A 21,398-nucleotide genomic window follows, 5' to 3' on the forward strand; every position below is an offset into this window, starting at 1 on the left:
CCTGTGCGGACACCGCCGGGCTCGTGGCGCGGCCTGCATCCGGCTCATGGTCTGCGCCGGCCTTCACGGCCGGCATTCTTCACGGACGCTCAGGGCGCCCTCAAGCCTTCTGTCGGTGCTCCCGGCCTCGGCCGGGACGACTGCTGCAACGATTATCGCACGCGCGCGGCTCGACCGAAGTCTCCTCCCAGGACGACACGCAGACGTCATGCCATAATCCGAGGGTGCCAGACAGCCCCGCCGAGGTTTCCTACCGCCGCCCGACCGCTCTCGCCGTCTTCTTGATCGTCGCCGGACTCATCGGAGTCTGGGCGGCGTTCATGCTCACCGTGGACAAGTTCCACCTGCTCGCCGACCCGGACGCGCAGCTCTCCTGCAACTTCTCCGTGCTGATCGGGTGCGCCAAGAACCTGAACTCCTGGCAGGGATCGCTGCTCGGCTTCCCGAACCCGATCCTCGGTCTCGGCGGCTGGACGGCGACGATCGCGGTTGGGGCCGGCCTGCTGGCCACCCGCGCGCGCTTCGCCCGCTGGTACTGGATCGCGTTCAACGTCGGCGTCCTGCTCGCGCTGATCCTCGTCATCTTCCTGATCACGCAGTCCATCACGGTGCTCGACGTGCTGTGCCCCTGGTGCATGGTCACCTGGTCGGTGACGATCCCGACCTTCTGGGCGGTGACCCTCTACAACCTCAAGGAGGGCAACATCCCCGTGCCGGAGCGGGCGCGTCGCGTCTTCCGCACCCTCTACAGCTGGGTGCCGCTGATCACGATCGTCTGCTACGCGATCGTCGCGATCCTCGCGCAGATCCAGCTCGACTGGATCCACCGCGCGTTCGTCTGATCGCCTCGCGGCGCCACCGACCGCCGGATCGCCTACTCTCCGACCGGAGGCGGCGCGCTGAATCCTCGTCTGCGCCGTGGGAAGCAGCGCGAGAAACGGAGGCATTCCGGGCACTCCTTCTCGGAATATCCCTCCGTTCGCAGCGCTCCCCCGGCGTGTCTGACCGATGTCCCTCCGTTCGCAGCGCTCTCCCGGCGTGTCTGACCGATGTCCCTCCCTTTCCGCGCGAAACGCAAGGCGGCGGGAAACGGAGGAGCATCCGACCCGGCACGCCGGTGGATGCGCGAAAGGGAGGCGCCCGGGCCCGTAGCGGCCGGGGGCACCTCCGTTTCGTGTAGGTGTCGGCTCAGCCGAACCAGAGGGCGAGCTCGCGCTGGGCGGACTCGGGCGAGTCCGAGCCGTGCACGAGGTTCTGCTGCACCTTGAGGCCCCAGTCGCGGGCGAGGTCGCCGCGGATCGTCCCGGGGAGCGCCGTGGTCGGGTCGGTCGCGCCGGCGAGGGAGCGGAAGCCCTCGATCACGCGGTTGCCCGCGAGGCGGATGGCCACAATGGGGCCGGATTCCATGAACTCGACCAGCGGCTCGTAGAACGGCTTGCCTTCGTGCTCGGCGTAGTGCTGCGCGAGCAGATCGCGGTCGGCCTGCAGCATCCGCAGGTCGACGAGCGAGTAGCCCTTCGCCTCGATCCGGCGCAGGATCTCGCCGGTCAGCCCGCGGGCCACTCCGTCCGGCTTGACGAGGACGAGGGTCTCTTCGACGGCACTGGTCATGGGTTCTCCGTTCCATTGTCGGCCGCGGCGCTCGCGGCCCGGTTGTTTCGGTCGATGCGTGCGGCGGCGATCATGCAATACGCCCACATGGCGGTGAAGATCGCGCCGACGATGAAGAAGGCGGGGACGAGCAGTCCGGCGGCGACGATCACGACCTGGACGATCCAGCCGAGGACGACGCCGACGGTGTTCCGCAGCAGCCCGATCGCGACGATCATCAGGACGATGAGCGCCGCTCCCCCGCCGAGCGCGACGGCGGCGGGCAGCGAGCCCAGGCCGAACAGCACGAGCGCTCCGAGGAAGACGACGAGCAGCTCGAAGCCGAGGACGATCGAGCCGAGCAGCTCGCGCAGCGAACGCTGACGGCGCGGCCGGCCAGCGCGGCCGGACGGCCCCTGCTCGGGCGCCTCGCCGGTGGACCCGGCCTCGCTCACGTGGCCGCCTTCTTCCACTCCTGCTCCTCGGCGTAGGCCATCGCCTGGCCGACCAGCACGATGCTGCCGGCCACGACGACCGCGCGGCGGCCCTCCTCGCCGGCCCAGTCGCGGGCCGACTCGAGCGCGTCGATGGCGTCCGAGTAGACGATCGTCGCCTCGTCGCCGACCTCCTCGCGCACCAGGTCGCCCAGGTCCTCCGCCTCCCTCGCCCGATCGGAGTCGGGTCGCGTGACGAAGAACTGCGTGGCGACCGGGGCGAGCGCGCGGATGACGCCGCGCGCATCCTTGTCGCCCAGGATGCCGATGACGAAGGTGATCTCGTCGAAGTCGAAGTACGTGCGGAGCGCCTCGGCGAGCGTCTCGGCGCCCGCGGGGTTGTGCGCGGCGTCGACGAGGATGCTGGGCTCGATGCCGATCAGCTGGAGGCGCCCGGGCGACGTGGCGGTCGCGAACCCCTCCTCCACGAGCGCCGGGTTGAGCGGCTGAGTGCCGCGCCCCAGGAAGGTCTCGACCGCGGCGACCGCGACGGCCGCGTTCTGAGCCTGGTGGTCGCCGTAGAGCGGGAGGAAGACGTCCTCGTAGGTCGCGGCCCGCCCGCGCACCGTGACCAGCTGGCCGCCGACCGCAACGCGCGTCGACGCGACGTCGAAGTCGCCCGGCTGCTCGGCGAAGGTCGACTCGGTGAGCAGGGCGGCATCCCGCAGCACGCGGTCGGCCTCGGGGGTCTGCGCGGACGAGACGACATCGGCCGACGGCTTCACGATGCCGGACTTGGTGCGGGCGATCTCCTCGACGGTGTCACCGAGCGCCTTCGTGTGGTCGAGGGCGATCGGCGTGAACACCGCCACCTGGCCGTCTCCGACGTTGGTGGAGTCCCACTCGCCGCCCATGCCGACCTCGATCACCGCGACGTCGACGGGCGCGTCCGCGAACGCGGCGAACGCCAGCGCCGTCAGCGCCTCGAAGAAGGTCAGCGGCGCCTTGCCCGCCTCCGTCAGCTCCGCATCCACGATCTCGAGGTACGGGCTGATGTCCTCCCAGTTGCGCACCAGCGCCTCGTCGGCGATGGGCTCGCCGTCGATCACGATGCGCTCGTTGAAGCGGACGAGGTGCGGGCTGGTCAGCAGCCCGGTGCGCAGCCCGTAGGCGCGCAGGAGGCTCTCCGCGATGCGGCTGGTCGACGTCTTCCCGTTGGTACCGGTCACGTGGATGATCGGGTACGCCCGCTGCGGGTCGCCCAGCAGCTCCACGGCGCGCCGGGTGGCGTCGAGACGCCGCTCCGGAGCCCCCTCGCCGACCCGCGCAAGAAGCGCCTGGTAGACGGCGTCGGCGCGCTCGCGCTCGTCGTCCTCGTCGGTCACGACTCCTCCTCGTTCAGCTTGGTGACGCCGACGGTGAAGGCGCCGGCGTTGGCGAACTGCCCGGCGCCGAACTGCTGTTCGTACGCAGGCCGCTCCCGGGTCGATGCTCCCGCGGCCGACACCTGCACGGCTAGGGCCAGCGTCTCGGTCGCGATGTCGACGTCCGCCGCCAGGCCGAGCGCTCGCGCGTCGTCCTCGTGCTCGAACGAGAGGGCGAGCCGGATGCGGTCGCTGACGTCGAGCCCTGCCGCCTTCCTGGTGTCCTGCACGGCACGGATGATGTCGCGCGCGAGCCCCTCCGCCTCGAGTTCCGGCGTCGTCGCGGTGTCGAGCAGCACGAACCCGCCGCCGGCGAGCAGCGCCAGCGCCGAGGTGCCGTCGCCGTCCGATGCGGTCTCGAGCACGAGGTCGTACTCGCCCTCGACCAGCTCGACGCCGCCGACGGTGACCACCCCATCCGCCTCCGTCCAGTCGCCCGCCCGGGCGGCCTGGATGACCTGCTGCACCTGCTTGCCGAGTCGCGGACCGGCCGCACGGGCGTTCACGGTCAGCTTGCTCGTGATGCCGTACCGGGCGGCGCTGTCGTCCTCCAGCTCGACCAGCCGGACCGCCTTGACGTTCAGCTCGTCGCGCAGGATGCCCTCGAAGCGTCCGAGCGCCGCGGCGTCGTGCGCGACCACCGTGAGCGACGCCAGCGGCAGCCGCACGCGCTTGCCGGCCTGCTTGCGCAGCGACAGCGCCGTGGAGCTGATGGCGCGGATGCGGTCCATCGCATCCACCAGGGCGTCGTCGGCCGGGAACTCGGCGGCCTCCGGCCAGTCGGTGAGGTGGACGCTGCGGCCTCCGGTGAGGTCCTTCCAGATCCGCTCGCTGACGAGCGGCAGCAGGGGGGCGGCGACCCGCGTCACCGTCTCGAGCACGGTGTACAGGGTGTCGAACGCCTCGGTTCCGCTGCCATCCTCGCGCACGCCCTCCCAGAACCGGTCGCGCGAGCGTCGCACGTACCAGTTGGTGAGCACGTCGGCGAAGTCGCGCAGCTTGGCGGCGGCGAGCGTCGAGTCGAGTGCCTCCAGGTCGGCGGTGACGGCCTCCACCAGGTCGCGCGTCTTGGCGAGAAGGTAACGGTCGAGCACGTCGGTGGACGCGGTGGAGCGCGTGGCCTCGTATCCGGTCGCGTTGGCGTACAGCGAGAAGAAGTACCACGTGTTCCACAGCGGGAGCAGCACCTGGCGGACGCCCTCGCGGATGCCCTCCTCGGTGACCACGAGGTTGCCTCCGCGCAGCACGGGGCTCGACATGAGGAACCAGCGCATCGCGTCGGAGCCGTCGCGGTCGAACACCTCGTTGACGTCGGGATAGTTGCGCAGCGACTTCGACATCTTCTGCCCGTCGCTGCCCAGCACGATGCCGTGGCTGATGACGTTCTTGAACGCCGGGCGGTCGAACAGCGCCGTCGCCAGCGTGTGCAGCAGGTAGAACCATCCGCGGGTCTGCCCGATGTACTCGACGATGAAGTCGGCCGGGTTGTGGCTGTCGAACCAGTCGCGGTTCTCGAACGGGTAGTGCACCTGCGCGAACGGCATCGAGCCGGAGTCGAACCAGACGTCGAGCACATCCGGGATGCGGCGCATCGTCGACCGCCCGGTCGGGTCGTCCGGGTTCGGGCGCGTGAGCTCGTCGATGAAGGGACGGTGCAGGTCCGGCTCCCCCGCCGCGTTGAGCGGCAGACGGCCGAAGTCCCGCTCCAGCTCCTCGAGCGACCCGTAGACGTCGACGCGCGGGTACGCCGGGTCGTCGCTCTTCCACACCGGGATCGGCGAACCGAAGTAGCGGTTGCGCGACACCGACCAGTCGCGGGCGCCGGCCAGCCACTTGCCGAACTGACCGTCCTTGACGTTCTCGGGAACCCAGGTGATCTCCTGGTTGAGCTCGCCCATCCGGTCGCGGAAGTCGGTGACGCGCACGAACCAGCTCGACACCGCCTTGTAGATCAGCGGGTTGCGGCAGCGCCAGCAGTGCGGGTACGAGTGCTCGTAGCTCGCCTGGCGCAGCAGCCGGCCCTGCTCCTTGAGCAGCCGGGTCAGCGGCTTGTTCGCGTCGAATACCTGCAGACCGGCGACATCGGGCACGTCCGGCAGGAAGCGCCCGCCGTCGTCCACCGAGATGATGACCGGGATGCCGGCCTTCTCGGTGACCCGCTGGTCGTCCTCGCCGTAGGCCGGAGCCTGGTGCACGATCCCGGTGCCGTCCTCGACCGTGACGTAGTCGTCGATGAGGATCCGCCACGCGTTCTGCGTGCCCCACTTCTCGGTGTCGGCGTAGTAGTCCCACAGCCGGTCGTACTCGACCCCGTCGAGCTCGGCGCCGCGGACGGTGCCGGTGATCGCGGCGACGGCGTCGGCGGGCGTGTCGTAGCCCAGGTCCTTCGCGTAGTTGCCGACCAGATCCTTCGCGAGCAGGTAACGGCCGCTGAAGACCTCCCGGTCGGGGTCGCCGGAGGAGTCGGCCGCGCCGTTCGGGCCGGAGGGCAGCACGGCGTACTCGATGTCGGGGCCGACCGCGAGCGCCAGGTTGGTGGGCAGCGTCCAGGGCGTCGTCGTCCAGGCCAGGGCGCGCACTCCGGTGAGACCGAGCACCTCGGCCTTCTCGCCGACCAGCGGGAAGGTGACGGTGACGGTCTGATCCTGACGCATCTTGTAGACGTCGTCGTCCATCCGCAGCTCGTGGTTCGACAGCGGCGTCTGGTCGCGCCAGCAGTACGGCAGCACGCGGTAGCCCTCGTAGGCGAGGCCCTTCTCGTGGAGCTGCTTGAACGCCCAGATCACCGACTCCATGTACGTGGTGTCGAGCGTCTTGTAGTCGTTGTCGAAGTCGACCCAGCGCGCCTGCCGGGTGACGTACTCGCGCCACTCGCGGGTGTACCGGAGCACGGAGTCCTTCGCCGCCTGGTTGAACGCGGCGAGCCCCATCTCCTCGATCTGGCTCTTGTCGGTGATGCCCAGCTGCCGCTCGGCCTCGAGCTCGGCGGGCAGGCCGTGGGTGTCCCAGCCGAAGCGGCGCTCCACCTTCTTGCCGCGCATCGTCTGGAACCGCGGGAAGACGTCCTTCGCGTACCCGGTCAGCAGGTGACCGTAGTGCGGGAGCCCGTTCGCGAACGGCGGGCCGTCATAGAAGACCCACTCCTCGGCGTCGGCGCGGTTGTCGATGGAGGCGCGGAACGTCCCGTCCTGGTCCCAGAACGCGAGGACGTCGGTCTCGATCTCCGGGAAGGCGGGGCTCGCAACGACGTCACGGGGCTGCACGTCGGCGCGCTGCTGCTCGCCGTCGTGCGGCGAGTCCGGCGCGGACTTGGGGTACGGCATCTCACTCCTGGCAGGTTCTCGTGCTGGACGAGGACGCCGGACGCTCGCACGCCCGCCGCGGTACCACCCCGCTTGCCCCGCCCGCCGCCGGTGGCGGACAGAGCCTCTCATTCTTCGGCTGTGACGGGCCGGACCCGTTCGGTTCTAGTGAGCGCCGCTCTCGCGGTCGCCGTTCTTCCGAAGACTCCCCGGCGATACCCGGATCACTGCCTGTGCAGCCATTGTATGCCCGATCGTCGCTCGCTTCGCGAGGTGCTCGCAGGTGCGGCCGACACGCCGGCCCGCGTCGCATCGTCGAGCACCTCGGCAGCAGGAAGACCGGCCAGCGAGACGAGGTCCGCATGCGCCCCGTGACCTAAATCAGCACCCGCCACGGTGATTCCGATACTTTGACATTTCCGATTTAAAGGTGAGTTGATATGTCTCTTTCGCATGCATTTCCATGCCTATCCCACATACGACGAATAAGCTTGTCCGCCGTCGCCTTCGCTACGGTTGTCGCGACTTTGATCACGGCGTCACCCGCCGTTCCCGCCGCGGCGAACCAAGCGTCACAGCGATGCGCGTTCACAACGCTGGTCGGCGTGCGAGGAAGCACAGAACCCGCTGGTAGCGGATCTGCTAACGGTGGCCGCACCTATGCGTCAGGCGGCCTGGGCTCCGTGGTCGGCGCTCTCGCCTATAGCGCCACCATCGATCGCGATCTTCCCTTCTGGGTCGAGGGGATCAACTATCCCGCCGTGATCTCCGATCCGGCAAATGCATCCGCGCCAACGTACACAAGCAGTTGGCAGGCCGGAATGCGCAAGCTCTTCGACGAGATCGAGAACCTGGCTCTCGTCTGCCCGATGACCAACATCGTCCTGGCGGGCTATTCCCAAGGCGCCCACGTCATCGACGGAGTCCTCAACGGGCAAATCGGCCTGTTGTCTCAGAATGCCCGCAATCACATCTCTGCTGTAGTGATGTACGGGTCCCCCGCCTACCACGCCGGGGACCCGTGGAATGCTCCAGGGTCCGGTACCTCGAACGGCATCCTCGGCAGTGCGTCGTCAGTCAATCTGTCTCTGTACCAGAGACTCGCATATGTGCCGCCGAGCTATGCGCTGCAGGCGCAGTCTGTCATCCGGTCATACTGCCTGACGGGGGACGCCTTCTGCCAGGCCAATCTCACACCTGCGGGCATGGACATTCATGAATCGTATAAAACGACGTCAGTTGTCGACGATTCGTGGACGTTCGTAAGAGCGTGGCTAACCGACAACAACTAGGAGCGAGACGTAAGCATGATTTCAGCCAGGCGATCTCCACGGTCGCGACCAGGGGGGCTCGACCTTGCGGCAACCACCGTATTGCTTCTGTTTCTCCTACTAGGTGGATTGTCGTTCTCCTTTCTGGCCTTCTTGAATCAAATGAGCGTCGCGGCGTGCAGCGGGAATCCGGCGGCCTGCAACGACGACCTCCTGGGCTGGGCCTTCTACCTCACGCCGGCAACGGCGGCGCTGGGGGTTCTGGCGACCATCTTCGGCCTCATCGTCCGCATACCGTGGTCACTCCCCTCCTGGTGGATTCCGTCCCTCGGGATCGCCGCCACGATCATCGCCTTCGCGGTGTCGGTGCTCCTGACGGACATCGCGATCCCCTAACCCTGCGAGTACCTCAGAGCGCCTGAGGGCGCGGAGGCGTAGCCGGCGCAGACCGGAGCGACCGCCGCGCGGACGAGCGGGGCGAGGGCGCCGCGGCGGACACCGGAGCGGGCCCAGGCCGCCGCAGCGGAGACGGCCGCGCCGACGACCGCCGTCGCCGCTGCGCGCGGAAGCAGCGCGTCGGGCGCAGAGCCGGCGCGGGCCGCGATGAACGACTGGAGGCTGCGGACGAGCGCCAGGAACCGCGGGAGGGCGGAGGCCTGCAGTTCGGCGTCCGTTCCCATCAGCTCCACCTGCGTCACCGCGAGCGGCAGGCGGCCGGGGCCGAAGGCGTCCGCGAGCCGGGTGACCGCGTCGAGCACCGCATCCATCGGCGGCAGGTCCGCGGGGACGGCCGCGAGGGTCGTGTCGAATGCGGCGAGCGCCTCATCGACCTCCAGCCACAGCAGGTCGCTCTTCGAGCCGAAGTAGTTGAAGAACGTGGCCCGGCTGACGCCGGCGCGGCGGGCGATGTCGTCGACCGTCGTCCCGGCGTAGGTCTGTTCCAGGAAGAGCTCGGCCGCCGCTTCGGCCAGCATCTCCCGTGAGGACGAACGGGGCCGGCCGGAGCCCGACGGGCGCGGGGAATGCGGCAGCGTCATCGTGCGTTCCCCTCCCATGCCATTATTGGACCCAGTCCACATATTAATCCGTTCTGAAGGACACCCGTGACAACCACCACCAGCCCCGTCCGCAGCGAGACCGACCGCCCGGGCATCACCCCCGGCACCGCGCGACGCGTCACCATCGCCTCGTTCGTCGGAACGGCGCTCGAGTCGTACGACTTCTACCTCTACGCCTATTTCGCGGCATTCTTCGTCGGGCCGCTGTTCTTCGCGCCGCTCGGCGCGCTCGGCGGCGCGCTCGCCGGGTTCCTGGCCATCGCCGCCGGATTCGTCATCCGCCCGATCGGCGCGGTGGTGTTCGGCAACCTGGGCGACCGGATCGGACGCCGCCCGACCCTGCTCATCACCATCCTCCTGATGGGGCTGAGCACCGGGCTCGTCGGCCTGCTCCCGACCTACGCGGCCGCCGGCTGGTTCGGCGCCATCGCGATCGTGCTGCTGCGCCTGCTGCAGGGCTTCTCGGTCGGCGGCGAATGGGGTGGAGCGATCCTCCTCGCGACCGAGTACGCCAACCCGAAGAAGCGCGGGTTCTACGCGGCGCTCCCCCAGCTCGGGTCGCCGGTCGGCTCCATCCTCAGCGCCGTCGTGTTCATCGTGCTCACCCTCACCATGTCGTCGGCCGACCTCGCGGCGTGGGGATGGCGCATCCCCTTCCTGACGGCGTTCCCGCTGCTGCTCGTGTCGCTGTACCTGCGGTGGTCGATCGACGAGACGCCCGTGTTCCGCAAGCTGCTGGAGACCGGCACGCGCGACCGCTTCCCGGTGATCGACGTCTTCCGCAAGGCGCCCTCCGGCTTCGTCATCGGCATCGGCGCCGCCGTGCTCGGCATCGGCTCCTACTCGCTGATGAACACCTACATGGTCGACTACGGCACATCCGTGCTCGGCTTCCAGTACCAGGATCTGCTGGTCGCCACGACGATCGGCGGCCTGCTGCAGCTGGTCACCATCCCGCTCTTCGGCCTGTGGGCGACCCGGATCGGGTCGGCGAAGGTCGTGGCCATCGGCGCGGTCGGCACGCTCATCGTCGCCTTCCCCATGTACTTCCTGCTGCAGTACGCGTCGTTCGGCATCCTGGTCGGGAGCATGATCATCGGCGGCATCCTGCCCACCCTGTCCTGGGCGGGGCTCGGCGGACTGATGTCCGACCTGTTCCCGAGCGAGGTGCGCTACAGCGGACTGTCCGTCGCCTACAGCCTCGCGGCGCTGCTGACCTCGTTCGTCCCCGCACTCACGCTGATCTTCGGACAGGCCACCGGCAACGCGTGGTGGCACCCGGGCATCGTGCTCGTCGTCATGTCGGCGATCACCCTCGTGGCGGCGCTGTTCGCGGCACGGAGGACGCCCATCGTCGACGAGGTCTGACCCGGCAGAGCGCGCGCGGCGACGCGTTCGCACCCGAGGTTCGGTACGCTGGAGGGGATCCCACACTCAGGCACCCCGTGGACACGGTGCCGCACATATCGACTCGGAGGACCCCTATGAGCGAGAACACGCCCGCCGCTCGCGTACCGGACAAGCCCGCGCTGGAGGGTCTCGAGTCGAAGTGGGGGGATCGCTGGCAGCAGGACGGCACGTTCGAGTTCGACCGCGCAGGCGCCCTCGCCGCCGGGCGCGACGGCGTGTACTCGATCGACACTCCGCCGCCGACGGCCTCCGGGTCCCTGCACATCGGCCACGTCTTCAGCTACACGCACACGGACGTGATCGCGCGCTTCCAGCGCATGCGTGGGCGGAAGGTGTTCTACCCGATGGGATGGGACGACAACGGCCTTCCCACCGAGCGCCGCGTCCAGAACTACTACGGCGTGCGCTGCGACCCGTCGCTCCCCTACGAGCCCGACTTCGAGCCGCCGTTCGAAGGCGGCGACAACAAGAGCACGAAGGCCGCCGACCAGAAGCCGATCTCGCGCCGCAACTTCATCGAGCTGTGCGAGCGCCTGACCGAGGAGGACGAGAAGCAGTTCGAGGCGCTCTGGCGCACCCTCGGCCTCTCGGTCGACTGGTCGCAGACCTACCGGACCATCGGGCGCGACTCGATCCGCACCTCCCAGCTGGCCTTCCTGCGCAACATCGCGCGTGGTGAGGCGTACCAGGCGCAGGCGCCCACCCTGTGGGACATCACCTTCCGTACCGCCGTCGCCCAGGCCGAGCTCGAGGACCGCGAGCAGCCGAGCGCGTACCACCGCGTCGCCTTCCACGGCGCCGACGGCCCGGTCTCCATCGAGACCACCCGCCCGGAGCTGCTGCCGGCCTGTGTGGCGCTGGTGGCGCATCCCGACGACGAGCGCTACCAGCCCCTGTTCGGCACGACCGTCCGCACCCCGCTGTTCGACGTGGAGGTGCCGGTCGTCGCCCACCACCTGGCCCAGCCGGACAAGGGATCGGGCATCGCCATGATCTGCACCTTCGGCGACATCACCGACGTGACCTGGTGGCGCGAGCTCGATCTCCCCAACCGGGCGATCATCGGCTTCGACGGCCGCATCCTCCCCGAGCCGCCCGCGGTGATCACGTCCGACGCGGGCAGGGAGGCCTACGCCCAGCTCGCCGGGAAGACCGTGTTCTCGGCCAAGCAGGCCGTCGTGGACCTGCTGCGCGCCTCCGGCGACCTCGAGGGCGAGCCCAAGCCCATCCAGCACCCGGTGAAGTTCTTCGAGAAGGGCGACAAGCCCCTCGAGATCGTCTCCACCCGCCAGTGGTACGTGAAGAACGGCGCCCGCGACGAGGAGCTGCGCGCGCGCCTCATCGAGCTCGGCCGTGAGATCGACTGGCACCCCGACTTCATGCGCGTCCGCTACGAGAACTGGGTCAACGGCCTCACCGGCGACTGGCTGATCTCGCGCCAGCGCTTCTTCGGCGTGCCGATCCCGGTCTGGTACCCGCTCGATGCGGACGGCAATCCGCTCTTCGACCAGCCGATCCTCCCGTCGGAGGACATGCTGCCGGTCGACCCGTCGTCGGACACCGCGCCCGGGTTCGACGAGGCGCAGCGCGGGCAGGCCGGCGGGTTCGTCGGCGAGCACGACGTGATGGACACCTGGATGACGTCCTCGCTCACCCCGCAACTGGCCGGCGGGTGGATGCGCGACGACGAGCTGTTCGACGCCGTGTTCCCGTTCGACCTCCGCCCGCAGGGGCAGGACATCATCCGCACCTGGCTGTTCTCGACCCTGCTCCGCGCGAAGCTGGAGGCGGACGTCGCGCCGTGGCGCAACGCCGCCCTCTCCGGCTTCATCGTCGACCCCGACCGCAAGAAGATGTCGAAGTCGAAGGGCAACGTGGTGACGCCCGCCGACATCCTGGAGCGTCACGGCTCCGACGCGGTGCGGTACTGGGCGGCCTCGAGCAAGCTCGGCACCGACGCGGCCTTCGACCCGCAGAACCCGACGCAGATCAAGATCGGCCGCCGCCTGGCGATCAAGCTCCTCAACGCGGCCAAGTTCATCCTGGGGTTCGAGGCGCCCGCGTCGCTCGACCTCGACCAGGTGACGAGCCCGCTCGACCGCAGCATGCTGCAGAACCTCGCCGGGGTCGTCGCGGACGCGACGGCGGCGCTGGAGAACTACGAGCACTCCCGCGCGCTGGAGATCGTCGAGCCGTTCTTCTGGACGTTCTGCGACGACTACCTGGAGCTGGTGAAGGAGCGCGCCTACGGAGAGGCGGGTGCCGAGCAGGCCTCCGCCGTCGTCGCGCTGCGGGTCGCACTCTCCGCGTTCCTGCGCCTTTTCGCCCCCGTGCTGCCCTTCGCGGCCGAGGAGGCGTGGAGCTGGTCCGAGGAGGGCTCCGTGCATGTCGCGCCTTGGCCCGAGGCCAGGGAGGTCGCTCTGGACTGGAGCGCGGACCGCGAGGTCCTCGCCATCGTCGGCCGCGCTCTCACGGGCATCCGCGGGGCGAAGACGGCCGCCAAGGCGTCGCAGCGCACCCCCGTCGACTCGGCCGTCATCGCCGGCCCCGCCGTCGAGATCGTGGCCGTGAAGTCCGCAGCCGGAGACCTCCGCTCCGTCGGCAGAATCGCCGACCTGCGGTTCGCCTCCGCCGATGAGCTGCAGGTGACCGATATCCTGCTCGCCGCGACCCCGACCGAGGAGGCACGATGACGGCGAGCGTCCGGCGCGTACGAGACAACGAGTTCTTCACCTGGCTCGACCTCTACGCGGGCTACGGCGACTTCTACGAGAGTCCGGTCACCGACGAGAAGGCCCTGCTGGTGTGGAGCTGGATCTCGGACCCGGACAACGAGCTGGAGGCGTACTTCGCCGTCGACGAGGAGGACACTCCGATCGGCCTCGCGCACGTGCGCGAGTTCGTGCGTCCCCTCGACGGCAGCAAGGGCCTGTACCTCGACGACCTGTTCGTGAGCGCCGACGCGCGCGGTGCCGGAGCCGGCTCCGCCCTGCTGGAGGCCCTGCGGGAGAGCGCCAAGGAGCGCGGGCTCTCGGTCGTCCGGTGGGTCACGGCGAAGGACAACGAGACGGCGCGGCGCCTGTACGACAGGTTCGCTGAGAAGACCAAGTGGGTCACCTACGATCTCGTCCCCTGAACCCGACCGTTATATGGTCGGAGCACGCACCGGACTCACAGCCGGGCGCGAAACGCGAACGGAGGAATCCATGTCGATCGAGGTTCGACCGGTCAAGGACGGCGATTTCTTCGCCTGGCTCGATGTGTACGCGAAGTACGCCGAGTTCTACGACACCCAGTTGACGGACCAGAAGGCCCTGGTCCTGTGGTCCTGGCTCACCGATGACGACCACGAGGAGGACGGCTACGTCGCCGTCGACGGCGACCGCATCGTCGGGCTCGCCCACGTGCGCGAGTTCGCGCGCCCGCTCGAAGGCGACCGCGGACTGTTCCTGGACGACCTGTTCGTCGTCGAGGAGGAGCGCGGCAAGGGTGTCGGCGGCGCGCTCATCCAGACCGCCCGCTCCCTCGCCGAGGAGCGCGGGCTCGGTGTGGTGCAGTGGATCACCGCGCAGGACAACACCGACGCGCAGAAGCTGTACGACCAGGTCGCGAGCCGCACGTCGTGGGTGACGTACGAGATCGACCTGGCGGCCGCCCGCGCACAGGCGGGGAACGCCTGATGCAGCTCGGGACGCGCTGGGCGGTCGGCGAGCAGGCTCCCGCCTCCCTCCCCGAGGTCGTCGCGTACGCCGTGCAGACCGTCGAGGAGGAGCTCGTCGCCACCGATGTGGAGACGACGGGCTGGAGCTGGACCCTCACCTGGCTGGAGGGCAAGCCGGTCGTCACGCTCGACGACGGCACCGAGATCCGGTACAACCCCCAGGAGGACTCGGCCACGATCACGCAGACGATCGAGGCCGACACGTCGGACTACGACGCGGACGAGGCGTAGCGCCGGACACTCAGCGCGGCAGCTGCGGCAGAGTGAGCGCCGCGGTGTCGCGGGTGCGCTCGATGCGCTCCACCCGGTCGGCGTGGCCGAGGCCGTGCGGCAGTGGACGAGCACCCCACGCGGTGAGGGCGCGGCCGACCCGCAGGGCGACGCGGTGGGTGAACGGGCGGTACGTGGTGACCAGGACGGCGGTCATGACGGTTGTCCTTCCGGGACGGGTTCGTGGGCCGGCGTCTGCACGGACGCCGACAGGATCAGACGTGACGCGACGAGCGTCAGGACGACCACCAGCCCGCCGCCGATGACGAACGGCAGCCGGAGGTCGATACGGGCGACGAAGCCGCCCAGGACGGTGGCGATGGGTGTGAGCCCCCAGCCGAGGGTGCGGACGATTCCGAGCGCGCGACCGAGCATGGCGTTCGGGATGATCGCCTGACGGAGTGCGCCCCACGGCACGTTCCAGACCGCGACGCCGAAGGCGCCGATCGCGTACGCGCCGATGGCGATGAAGACGTTCGCGGTGACCCCGACGCCGAGGATGCCGACGCCGCTGACGAGGATCGCCCAGAACATGACACGGCCGCGGCCGAACCGCTCGACGAAACGGCTCGAGACGAGGGCTCCGACGAGCGCCCCGACGCCGACGGCCGCGGTGACGACGCCGATCAGCGCCGCGGGAACCGAGAAGGTCTGCAGCAGCAGGAGCACGACACTGCCCTGCGCGAACGCCAGCGCGGACGCCGTCGTCGAGGTGAGCAGGATCATCCACCGCAGGAAGCGCTGCTGCCAGAGGAACCCGACGACAGCGGAGAGCGTCGGGCGCGGCTCGGTCGTCCCCTGCTCGCCGGACCCACCCTGGTGCGCGGCGTGGGAGGCGGCTGCGGGGATGCTGAGCGCCAGCATCCCCGCGACGAGGAACCCGGCGCCGGTCAGCCAGACGGGCAGCACGATCGCCACGGCGAACAGGAAGCCGGCGATCGGCGTGGCGATGAAGTTCTGGATGGTGATCTCGGCCGACTGCATCCGCCCGTTCGCGCGATCCAGCTGATCCCGCGAGACGAGCGCGGGGACGACGGTCGAGGTCGCGTTGTCGAACACGGTCTCGCCGAGCCCGAACGCCAGAACGCAGGCGTAGAGCAGCCAGATCGTCAGGGCGTCCGTGGTGATGAGGATCGCGAGCACGGCGGCCACCGCGAAGCGCAGCGAGTTGGCCACCGCCATGGCGACGCGGCGGTCGACCCGGTCCAGGAGCATGCCGGCGGGGATGCCGAACAGCAGCCACGGCAGGAACGTCACGGCGCTCACTCCGGCGATCAGCGCGGGGTCGCGGGTCAGCGTCGTCGCGATCAGCGGGACGGCCGTGCGACCCAGGCCGTCGGCCAGGTTGCTGGCGATCGCCGCCGTCCACAGCCGGCCGAAGCCCGCGCCGAGCGGCGTGCGCGTTACGGGAGCGGACATCAGCGGTCCTCCTGCTCCACGAGCGGGAAGGCGTTGAACTGGATCTGGACGCGCTTGCGGTCGGCGGCCTCCCCCTCCGGGGTCTCGGCCTTCCACTTCTCTTTGAGGCGCTCCTGCAGGGCGTAGTACTCGCGGCCGAACTCGGCGAGCTGCTCGCGGGTGAGCTCCTGGTGCGAGGTCGACAGGGTGCTGGACTCCATCCAGTCGAACCCGAAGGTGTCGAGACCACGACGGAGGAAGGACGCCAGGCGACGCTCGTTGTTCTGCTGCCAGCCGAGCGAGATCAGCTCGCTGGCCTCCCGGCCGGCCGGCGTGGCCAGCGTCTCGGCGGAACCGATCGTGACGCCGCCGGGCGCCATGCGCCACCAGCGCTCCCGGCCGGAGCCCCGCTCGGTGTCCTCGACGATGATGTCGTGCTTCGCCAGCTGCCGGAGGTGGTAGCTGGTCGCGCCGCTCGACTCCCCCAGGCGCTCGGCCAGCATGCTCGCCGTGGCCGGGCCGAAGTCGGACAGCTCGTTCATGAGCTCGACGCGGAGTGGATGCGCCAGGGCCCGCAGCGCCGCCATGCCCAGGGCCTCCTCGTAGCGGGAGGCTCCCCCGGCGACGCCGGCCGGCTGCTCGCTCTGCCCGGCCTGGTCGGTCTGCTCGGGCTGTTCCTGGTTCGTCATGTGACCAGAATACGAGTGCAAAGACTTCTTTGCAACTACTTCTTTGCAATTGCCTTTTTGCAATTGACCCTTTGCAATGATTCCTTTGCAAGCGGCACCACCGGTTGTCTAGGCTGGGCCTATGGCCGACACCGCGAATCCCTTCTTCTCCCCCAGCACCCTCCCGTACCAGCTGCCCCCGTTCGCCGACATCCGCGACGAGCACTACCGGCCGGCCTTCGAGCGCGGCTTCGAGGAGCAGCTGGCCGAGATCGACGCGATCGTCGCGGGCGGCGAGCCCGCCACCTTCGAGAACACGATGCTGCCGCTCGAGCGCTCCGGCCAGACCCTCCAGCGTGTCGCCGAGGTGTTCTTCAACAAGAGCTCCAGCGACAGCACCGACTTCACGAACGCCCTGGAGGAGGAGATGGCGCCGCGGCTGGCGGCCCACCAGGATGCGATCCGCCTGAACCCGGAGCTGTACGCGCGCATCGCGGCCCTCCACGCTCGACTCGACGAGCTGGGCCTCGACCCGGAGTCGCGCTACCTCGTCGAGCGCTACTACACCGAGTTCACCCTGGCGGGCGCCGGTCTCGACGACGCCGACAAGGAGCGGCTGCGCGAGTACAACCAGCGGCTGTCGACCCTGACCACACGGTTCGAGAAGAACCTCCTCGCCGACACCAACGAACTCGCGGTCGTGTTCGACAGCGCCGAGGAGCTCGACGGTCTCGGTGAAGGCGAGCTGTCCGCTGCCGCCCAGGCCGCCGCCGAACGCGGACTCGACGGCAAATACGTCGTCACGCTGGTCCTCCCCACCGGGCACCCGTGGCTCGCCGACCTCACCCGGCGCGAGAGCCGTGAGCGGATCATGGCAGCCTCCCGCTCCCGCGGCATCCGTGGAGGCGACAACGACAACCGCGACCTGGTGCTCGAGATCACCCGTCTGCGTGCCGAGCGGGCGCGCCTGCTCGGCTTCGACACCCACGCCGCGTACGTCACGGCCGACCAGACCGCGCGCACGCCGGAGGCCGTCGCCGACATGCTCGGCCGCCTCGCCCCGGCAGCGGCGCGCAACGCCCGCGCCGAGCAGGCGGACCTGCAGCGTCAGCTCGGCGACGACGAGACCGTGGAGGCCTGGGACTGGGCCTACCTCACCGGCAAGGTGCGCGCGGAGAAGTTCGACGTCGACTTCGCCGCGATGCGCCCGTACTTCGAGGCAGAGCGCGTGCTGCGCGACGGCGTCTTCTACGCGGCGAACCGTCTCTACGGCATCACCTTCACCGAGCGGCCCGATCTCGTGGCCTACCACCCCGACGCCCGCGTCTTCGAGGCCCGCAACGAGGACGGCTCGGAGCTCGGCCTGTACATCCTCGACCTGTACACGCGCGACTCGAAGCGCGGCGGCGCCTGGATGAACCCGCTCATCTCGCAGTCCGCCCTCCTCGACACGCCGACCGTCGTGGTCAACAACCTCAACGTGCCGAAGCCCGCCGCGGGCGAGCCGACCCTCCTCACGTACGACGAGACGAACACCCTCTTCCACGAGTTCGGGCATGCGCTGCACGGCCTGTTCGCGCGAGTGACCTATCCCCGGTTCGCCGGCACGAACGTGTTCCGCGACTTCGTCGAGTTCCCGAGCCAGGTCAACGAGATGTGGATGCTGTGGCCCGAGGTGCTCGAGAACTACGCCGTCCACTACCGGACGGGCGAGCGCATGCCGCAGGAGCTCGTCGACAAGCTGCACGCGTCCGAGTCGTTCAACGAGGGTTTCGCCACCAGCGAGTACCTCGCGGCCGCCCTGCTCGACCAGGCGTGGCACCGGATCACCGCGGACGACGCGGTCGAGGACGTCGCGGCCTTCGAGGCGCGGGCGCTCGCCGACGTCGGATTGGACAACCCGGCCGTCCCGCCGCGCTACGCCAGCACGTACTTCGCGCACACCTTCTCGGGCGGCTACGACGCCGGGTACTACTCCTACATCTGGAGCGAGGTCCTGGACGCCGACACCGTGGAGTGGTTCCGCGAGAACGGCGGGCTGAAGCGGGACAACGGCGACCGGTTCCGTTCGCGGCTCCTCGGCGTCGGCGGATCGAAGGACCCGCTGGAGGCGTACCGCGACTTCCGGGGCCGCGACGCCGAGATCGAGCCGCTGCTGAAGCGCCGCGGCCTCGACAACTGAGCCCTAGCCCGCCTCGTCGGCCACCCTCTACGCTGAGCGCATTCGCGCGCTGAGCGCTCTCGAGCGCTGAGCGCACTCAGCGCCTGAGTGCATTCAGGAGGGGCGACGATGACGACGACGGAGCCGGAGCTCACGGCGCCTTCCGTGCGGCAGCTGGTGCTGCTCAGCATCCCGGCGGTGGTGGTCGGGGTGGTCAGCGCGCTCGCCCTGTGGGCGATCGAGGAACTGGCCGGTCTCATCGAGGACGGCGTGTGGACGGGTCTGCCGCAGGCTCTCGGCATCGACCCGTCCTCCGGCTGGTGGATCTTCGCCGTCCTCACCGTCACGGGAGCGGCGGTCGGACTGACGGTATGGCTCGTCCCGGGTCACGCCGGGCCGGACTCGGCCACCACCGAGCTGGTGGCGCCGCCGCTTCGCCCCGCCGTCGTCCCCTCGCTCGCCCTCGCCGCCGTGCTGGGGCTGGCGGGCGGCGTCAGCCTGGGGCCCGAGAATCCGATCATCGCGATCAACACGAGCCTGATGGTCGCGCTCGTCGCGCGCGTGTGGAAGGCCGTCCCGACGCGCATCGTCATGATGATGGCCGCCTCCGGCACCATCGGCGCCCTGTTCGGTACGCCTGTGGCGGCCGCACTGGTCTTCACCGGGATGGTCGCAGCGGTGAAGGGCGGAGGCGCGCTCTGGGACAAGCTGTTCCTGCCGCTCGTCTCGGCGGCGGCCGGGTCGCTGACGATGACGTTCCTGGCGCATCCGCACTTCGCGATCCCGATGCCCGCCTACACGACGGTCACCGGGTGGGATGTGCTCGCCGCGCTGGTCATCGGGGTCCTCGCCACCGCGATCGGCCTGGTCGGCGTGTACCTGTTTCCGCTGGTCCACCGCGGCTTCCACGCCCTCCGGCATCCCCTGCTGATCACGGTGCTCGGCGGCGCGGTGCTGGGCGGCCTCGGCGCTCTCGGCGGACCGATCACCCTGTTCAAAGGGCTGACACAGATGAGCGAGCTGGTCACCTCACGGGCCGACTACACGGCGGCTCAGCTGGCGCTCATCCTCGTGGTCAAGCTCGCCGCCCTGCTCGTGGCCGCGGGGTCCGGATTCCGCGGCGGCCGCATCTTCCCGGCCGTGTTCATCGGCGCGGCCGTCGGCACGCTCGCGAACGCGCTGGTTCCGGGTGTGCCCGTGCAGATCGCAGTCGCGGCCGGCGTGTTCGGGCTGACCCTGGCCATCGCGCGCGACGGCTGGATCGCCATCTTCATCGGCGTCGCCGTCACACAGAACCTGCTGATCCTGCCGATCCTGTGCCTGGTCGTGCTTCCGACCTGGCTGATGGTGACGAAGGCGCCGGAGATGCTGATCCGGGAGCCGGCGGTTACGCCGACTTCTCCTCCCGCCGCGGGCGGTGCGGGACGATAGTCGGCGCCGCGTTCTCGAGCACCGCCTCCTTCGTCACGACCACACGGGCCACTTCGGAGCTGGACGGCACCTCGAACATGATCGGGCCGAGCACCTCCTCCATGATGGCGCGGAGGCCACGGGCACCGGTCTTGCGGAGCACCGCGAGATCGGCGATCGCCTCGAGAGCGGCGTGATCGAACTCCAGCTGAACACCATCGAGCTCGAACATGCGCTGGTACTGCCGCACCAGCGCGTTCTTCGGCTCGGTGAGGATCTGCATCAGCGCATCCTGGTCGAGCGGCGTCACCGTCGTCACGACCGGGAGCCGGCCGATGAACTCGGGGATGAGACCGAACTTGTGCAGGTCTTCCGGCAGCACCTCGCTGAAGAGGTTGATGTCGTCACCCTTGGAGTGCAGCGGGGCGCCGAAGCCGATGCCCTTCTTGCCCGCACGCGAGGAGATGATCTCCTCCAGCCCGGCGAACGCGCCGGCCACGATGAACAGCACGTTCGTCGTGTCGATCTGGATGAACTCCTGGTGCGGGTGCTTGCGACCGCCCTGCGGCGGAACCGAGGCGACCGTGCCCTCGAGGATCTTCAGCAGCGCCTGCTGCACGCCCTCGCCGGAGACGTCGCGCGTGATCGACGGGTTCTCCGCCTTGCGGGCGATCTTGTCGACCTCGTCGATGTAGATGATGCCCGTCTCGGCCCGCTTGACGTCGTAGTCGGCGGCCTGGATGAGCTTGAGGAGGATGTTCTCGACGTCTTCTCCGACGTAGCCGGCCTCGGTGAGGGCGGTCGCGTCGGCGACGGCGAACGGCACGTTGAGGCGCCGGGCCAGCGTCTGCGCGAGGTACGTCTTGCCGCAGCCGGTCGGGCCGATCAGCAGGATGTTCGACTTCGCGATCTCGACGTCGTCCATCGTGTCGGCGGCCGTGAGGCTCTGCCGGGCGCGGACGCGCTTGTAGTGGTTGTACACCGCGACGGCCAGAGCGCGCTTGGCTTGCTCCTGGCCGATGACGTACTCCTCCAGGAACCCGAAGATCTCCTTGGGCTTCGGAAGGTCGAACTCGCTCGACGCCTCCTCACCCGCCTCGGCGAGTCGCTCCTCGATGATCTCGTTGCAGAGCTCGACGCACTCGTCGCAGATGTACACGCCAGGACCGGCGATGAGCTGCTGGACCTGCTTCTGGCTCTTGCCACAGAAGGAACACTTGAGCAGATCGGCGCTTTCCCCGATGCGTGCCATCCCTCTCCCCTCCTTCTTCGGGTCTGTTC

General features: G+C 69.3%; 19 protein-coding genes. 10 read left to right on the forward strand and 9 right to left on the reverse strand.

The window, feature by feature from the left end; translation table 11 throughout:
* Positions 1 to 224: 224 nt before the first annotated feature.
* Positions 225 to 842, forward strand: a complete 618-nt coding sequence (locus tag BLW09_RS09120; protein WP_089911400.1) for a vitamin K epoxide reductase family protein — start codon at positions 225 to 227, stop codon at positions 840 to 842.
* Between the two features lie 346 nt (positions 843 to 1,188).
* Here the strand turns inward: BLW09_RS09120 and ndk are convergent, their stop codons facing one another.
* Genes ndk through ileS form a run of 4 tightly spaced genes read right to left on the reverse strand, consistent with a single transcriptional unit; the run spans position 1,189 to position 6,771 of the window.
* Positions 1,189 to 1,611 (reverse strand): nucleoside-diphosphate kinase, encoded by a 423-nt coding sequence (gene ndk, locus BLW09_RS09125; RefSeq protein WP_089911403.1) that lies wholly within the window; start codon positions 1,609 to 1,611, stop codon positions 1,189 to 1,191.
* Positions 1,608 to 2,045, reverse strand: a complete 438-nt coding sequence (locus BLW09_RS09130) for a DUF4233 domain-containing protein (RefSeq protein WP_089916748.1) — start codon at positions 2,043 to 2,045, stop codon at positions 1,608 to 1,610. The genes ndk and BLW09_RS09130 overlap by 4 nt, the downstream gene beginning before the upstream one ends.
* Positions 2,042 to 3,409: a bifunctional folylpolyglutamate synthase/dihydrofolate synthase gene (locus BLW09_RS09135; protein ID WP_089911406.1), complete on the reverse strand. Its 1,368-nt coding sequence runs from the start codon at positions 3,407 to 3,409 to the stop codon at positions 2,042 to 2,044. The genes BLW09_RS09130 and BLW09_RS09135 overlap by 4 nt, the downstream gene beginning before the upstream one ends.
* The gene (gene ileS / locus BLW09_RS09140) at positions 3,406 to 6,771 is read right to left on the reverse strand and encodes an isoleucine--tRNA ligase (protein ID WP_089911409.1); all 3,366 of its coding nucleotides are present in this window, start codon (positions 6,769 to 6,771) and stop codon (positions 3,406 to 3,408) included. Before ileS ends, BLW09_RS09135 begins: the two co-directional genes overlap by 4 nt.
* 470 nt (positions 6,772 to 7,241) lie before the next feature.
* Between ileS and BLW09_RS09145 the strand changes: the two genes are divergently transcribed.
* Positions 7,242 to 8,042, forward strand: coding sequence for a cutinase family protein (locus tag BLW09_RS09145; RefSeq protein WP_157696922.1), 801 nt, complete (start codon positions 7,242 to 7,244; stop codon positions 8,040 to 8,042).
* A gap of 141 nt (positions 8,043 to 8,183) precedes the next feature.
* Positions 8,184 to 8,417 carry a hypothetical protein gene (locus BLW09_RS09150; protein ID WP_089911414.1) on the forward strand — a complete coding sequence of 78 codons (234 nt, stop codon included), beginning with the start codon at positions 8,184 to 8,186 and terminating at the stop codon, positions 8,415 to 8,417.
* On the opposite strand, the gene BLW09_RS09155 is transcribed toward BLW09_RS09150, so the two are convergent.
* Positions 8,414 to 9,076, reverse strand: coding sequence for a TetR/AcrR family transcriptional regulator (locus tag BLW09_RS09155; protein ID WP_231947146.1), 663 nt, complete (start codon positions 9,074 to 9,076; stop codon positions 8,414 to 8,416). The two genes, BLW09_RS09150 and BLW09_RS09155, sit on opposite strands and share 4 nt — an antisense overlap.
* 48 nt (positions 9,077 to 9,124) lie before the next feature.
* On the opposite strand from BLW09_RS09155, the gene BLW09_RS09160 reads away from it, so the two are divergent.
* The 5 genes from BLW09_RS09160 to BLW09_RS09180 all read left to right on the forward strand — a co-directional run bounded on the left by BLW09_RS09160 (position 9,125) and on the right by BLW09_RS09180 (position 14,441).
* Complete coding sequence (locus BLW09_RS09160) at positions 9,125 to 10,447, forward strand: MFS transporter (protein ID WP_089911417.1); 1,323 nt, start codon at positions 9,125 to 9,127, stop codon at positions 10,445 to 10,447.
* A 116-nt stretch (positions 10,448 to 10,563) separates the two neighbouring features.
* Positions 10,564 to 13,182 (forward strand): valine--tRNA ligase, encoded by a 2,619-nt coding sequence (valS, locus tag BLW09_RS09165; RefSeq protein ID WP_089911420.1) that lies wholly within the window; start codon positions 10,564 to 10,566, stop codon positions 13,180 to 13,182.
* Entirely contained in the window at positions 13,179 to 13,625 is a 447-nt protein-coding gene (locus BLW09_RS09170; RefSeq protein WP_089911422.1) for a GNAT family N-acetyltransferase, read from the forward strand. The genes valS and BLW09_RS09170 overlap by 4 nt, the downstream gene beginning before the upstream one ends.
* Positions 13,626 to 13,695: 70 nt before the next feature.
* Positions 13,696 to 14,169: a GNAT family N-acetyltransferase gene (locus BLW09_RS09175; RefSeq protein WP_231947148.1), complete on the forward strand. Its 474-nt coding sequence runs from the start codon at positions 13,696 to 13,698 to the stop codon at positions 14,167 to 14,169.
* Positions 14,169 to 14,441 carry a hypothetical protein gene (locus BLW09_RS09180; protein ID WP_089911429.1) on the forward strand — a complete coding sequence of 91 codons (273 nt, stop codon included), beginning with the start codon at positions 14,169 to 14,171 and terminating at the stop codon, positions 14,439 to 14,441. Before BLW09_RS09175 ends, BLW09_RS09180 begins: the two co-directional genes overlap by 1 nt.
* A 10-nt stretch (positions 14,442 to 14,451) precedes the next feature.
* On the opposite strand, the gene BLW09_RS09185 is transcribed toward BLW09_RS09180, so the two are convergent.
* Genes BLW09_RS09185 through BLW09_RS09195 form a run of 3 tightly spaced genes read right to left on the reverse strand, consistent with a single transcriptional unit; the run spans position 14,452 to position 16,567 of the window.
* Entirely contained in the window at positions 14,452 to 14,637 is a 186-nt protein-coding gene (locus BLW09_RS09185) for a hypothetical protein (RefSeq protein ID WP_089911432.1), read from the reverse strand.
* Positions 14,634 to 15,899 (reverse strand): MFS transporter, encoded by a 1,266-nt coding sequence (locus tag BLW09_RS09190; protein WP_089911435.1) that lies wholly within the window; start codon positions 15,897 to 15,899, stop codon positions 14,634 to 14,636. Before BLW09_RS09190 ends, BLW09_RS09185 begins: the two co-directional genes overlap by 4 nt.
* Complete coding sequence (locus tag BLW09_RS09195; protein WP_089911438.1) at positions 15,899 to 16,567, reverse strand: helix-turn-helix domain-containing protein; 669 nt, start codon at positions 16,565 to 16,567, stop codon at positions 15,899 to 15,901. Before BLW09_RS09195 ends, BLW09_RS09190 begins: the two co-directional genes overlap by 1 nt.
* A gap of 121 nt (positions 16,568 to 16,688) precedes the next feature.
* Here BLW09_RS09195 and BLW09_RS09200 point away from each other — a divergent pair, with 121 nt between their 5' ends.
* Together BLW09_RS09200 and BLW09_RS09205 are read left to right on the forward strand one after the other, a co-directional pair.
* Positions 16,689 to 18,728: a M3 family metallopeptidase gene (locus BLW09_RS09200; RefSeq protein WP_089911441.1), complete on the forward strand. Its 2,040-nt coding sequence runs from the start codon at positions 16,689 to 16,691 to the stop codon at positions 18,726 to 18,728.
* Between the two features lie 108 nt (positions 18,729 to 18,836).
* Entirely contained in the window at positions 18,837 to 20,138 is a 1,302-nt protein-coding gene (locus BLW09_RS09205; RefSeq protein WP_089911445.1) for an ion channel protein, read from the forward strand.
* Here BLW09_RS09205 and clpX read toward each other — a convergent pair.
* Positions 20,095 to 21,369, reverse strand: a complete 1,275-nt coding sequence (gene clpX, locus BLW09_RS09210) for an ATP-dependent Clp protease ATP-binding subunit ClpX (RefSeq protein WP_089911448.1) — start codon at positions 21,367 to 21,369, stop codon at positions 20,095 to 20,097. The genes BLW09_RS09205 and clpX overlap by 44 nt on opposite strands.
* Positions 21,370 to 21,398: the final 29 nt, after the last annotated feature.

It is taken from the genome of Leifsonia sp. 21MFCrub1.1, assembly GCF_900107895.1.
Taxonomy (GTDB): domain Bacteria; phylum Actinomycetota; class Actinomycetes; order Actinomycetales; family Microbacteriaceae; genus Leifsonia; species Leifsonia soli.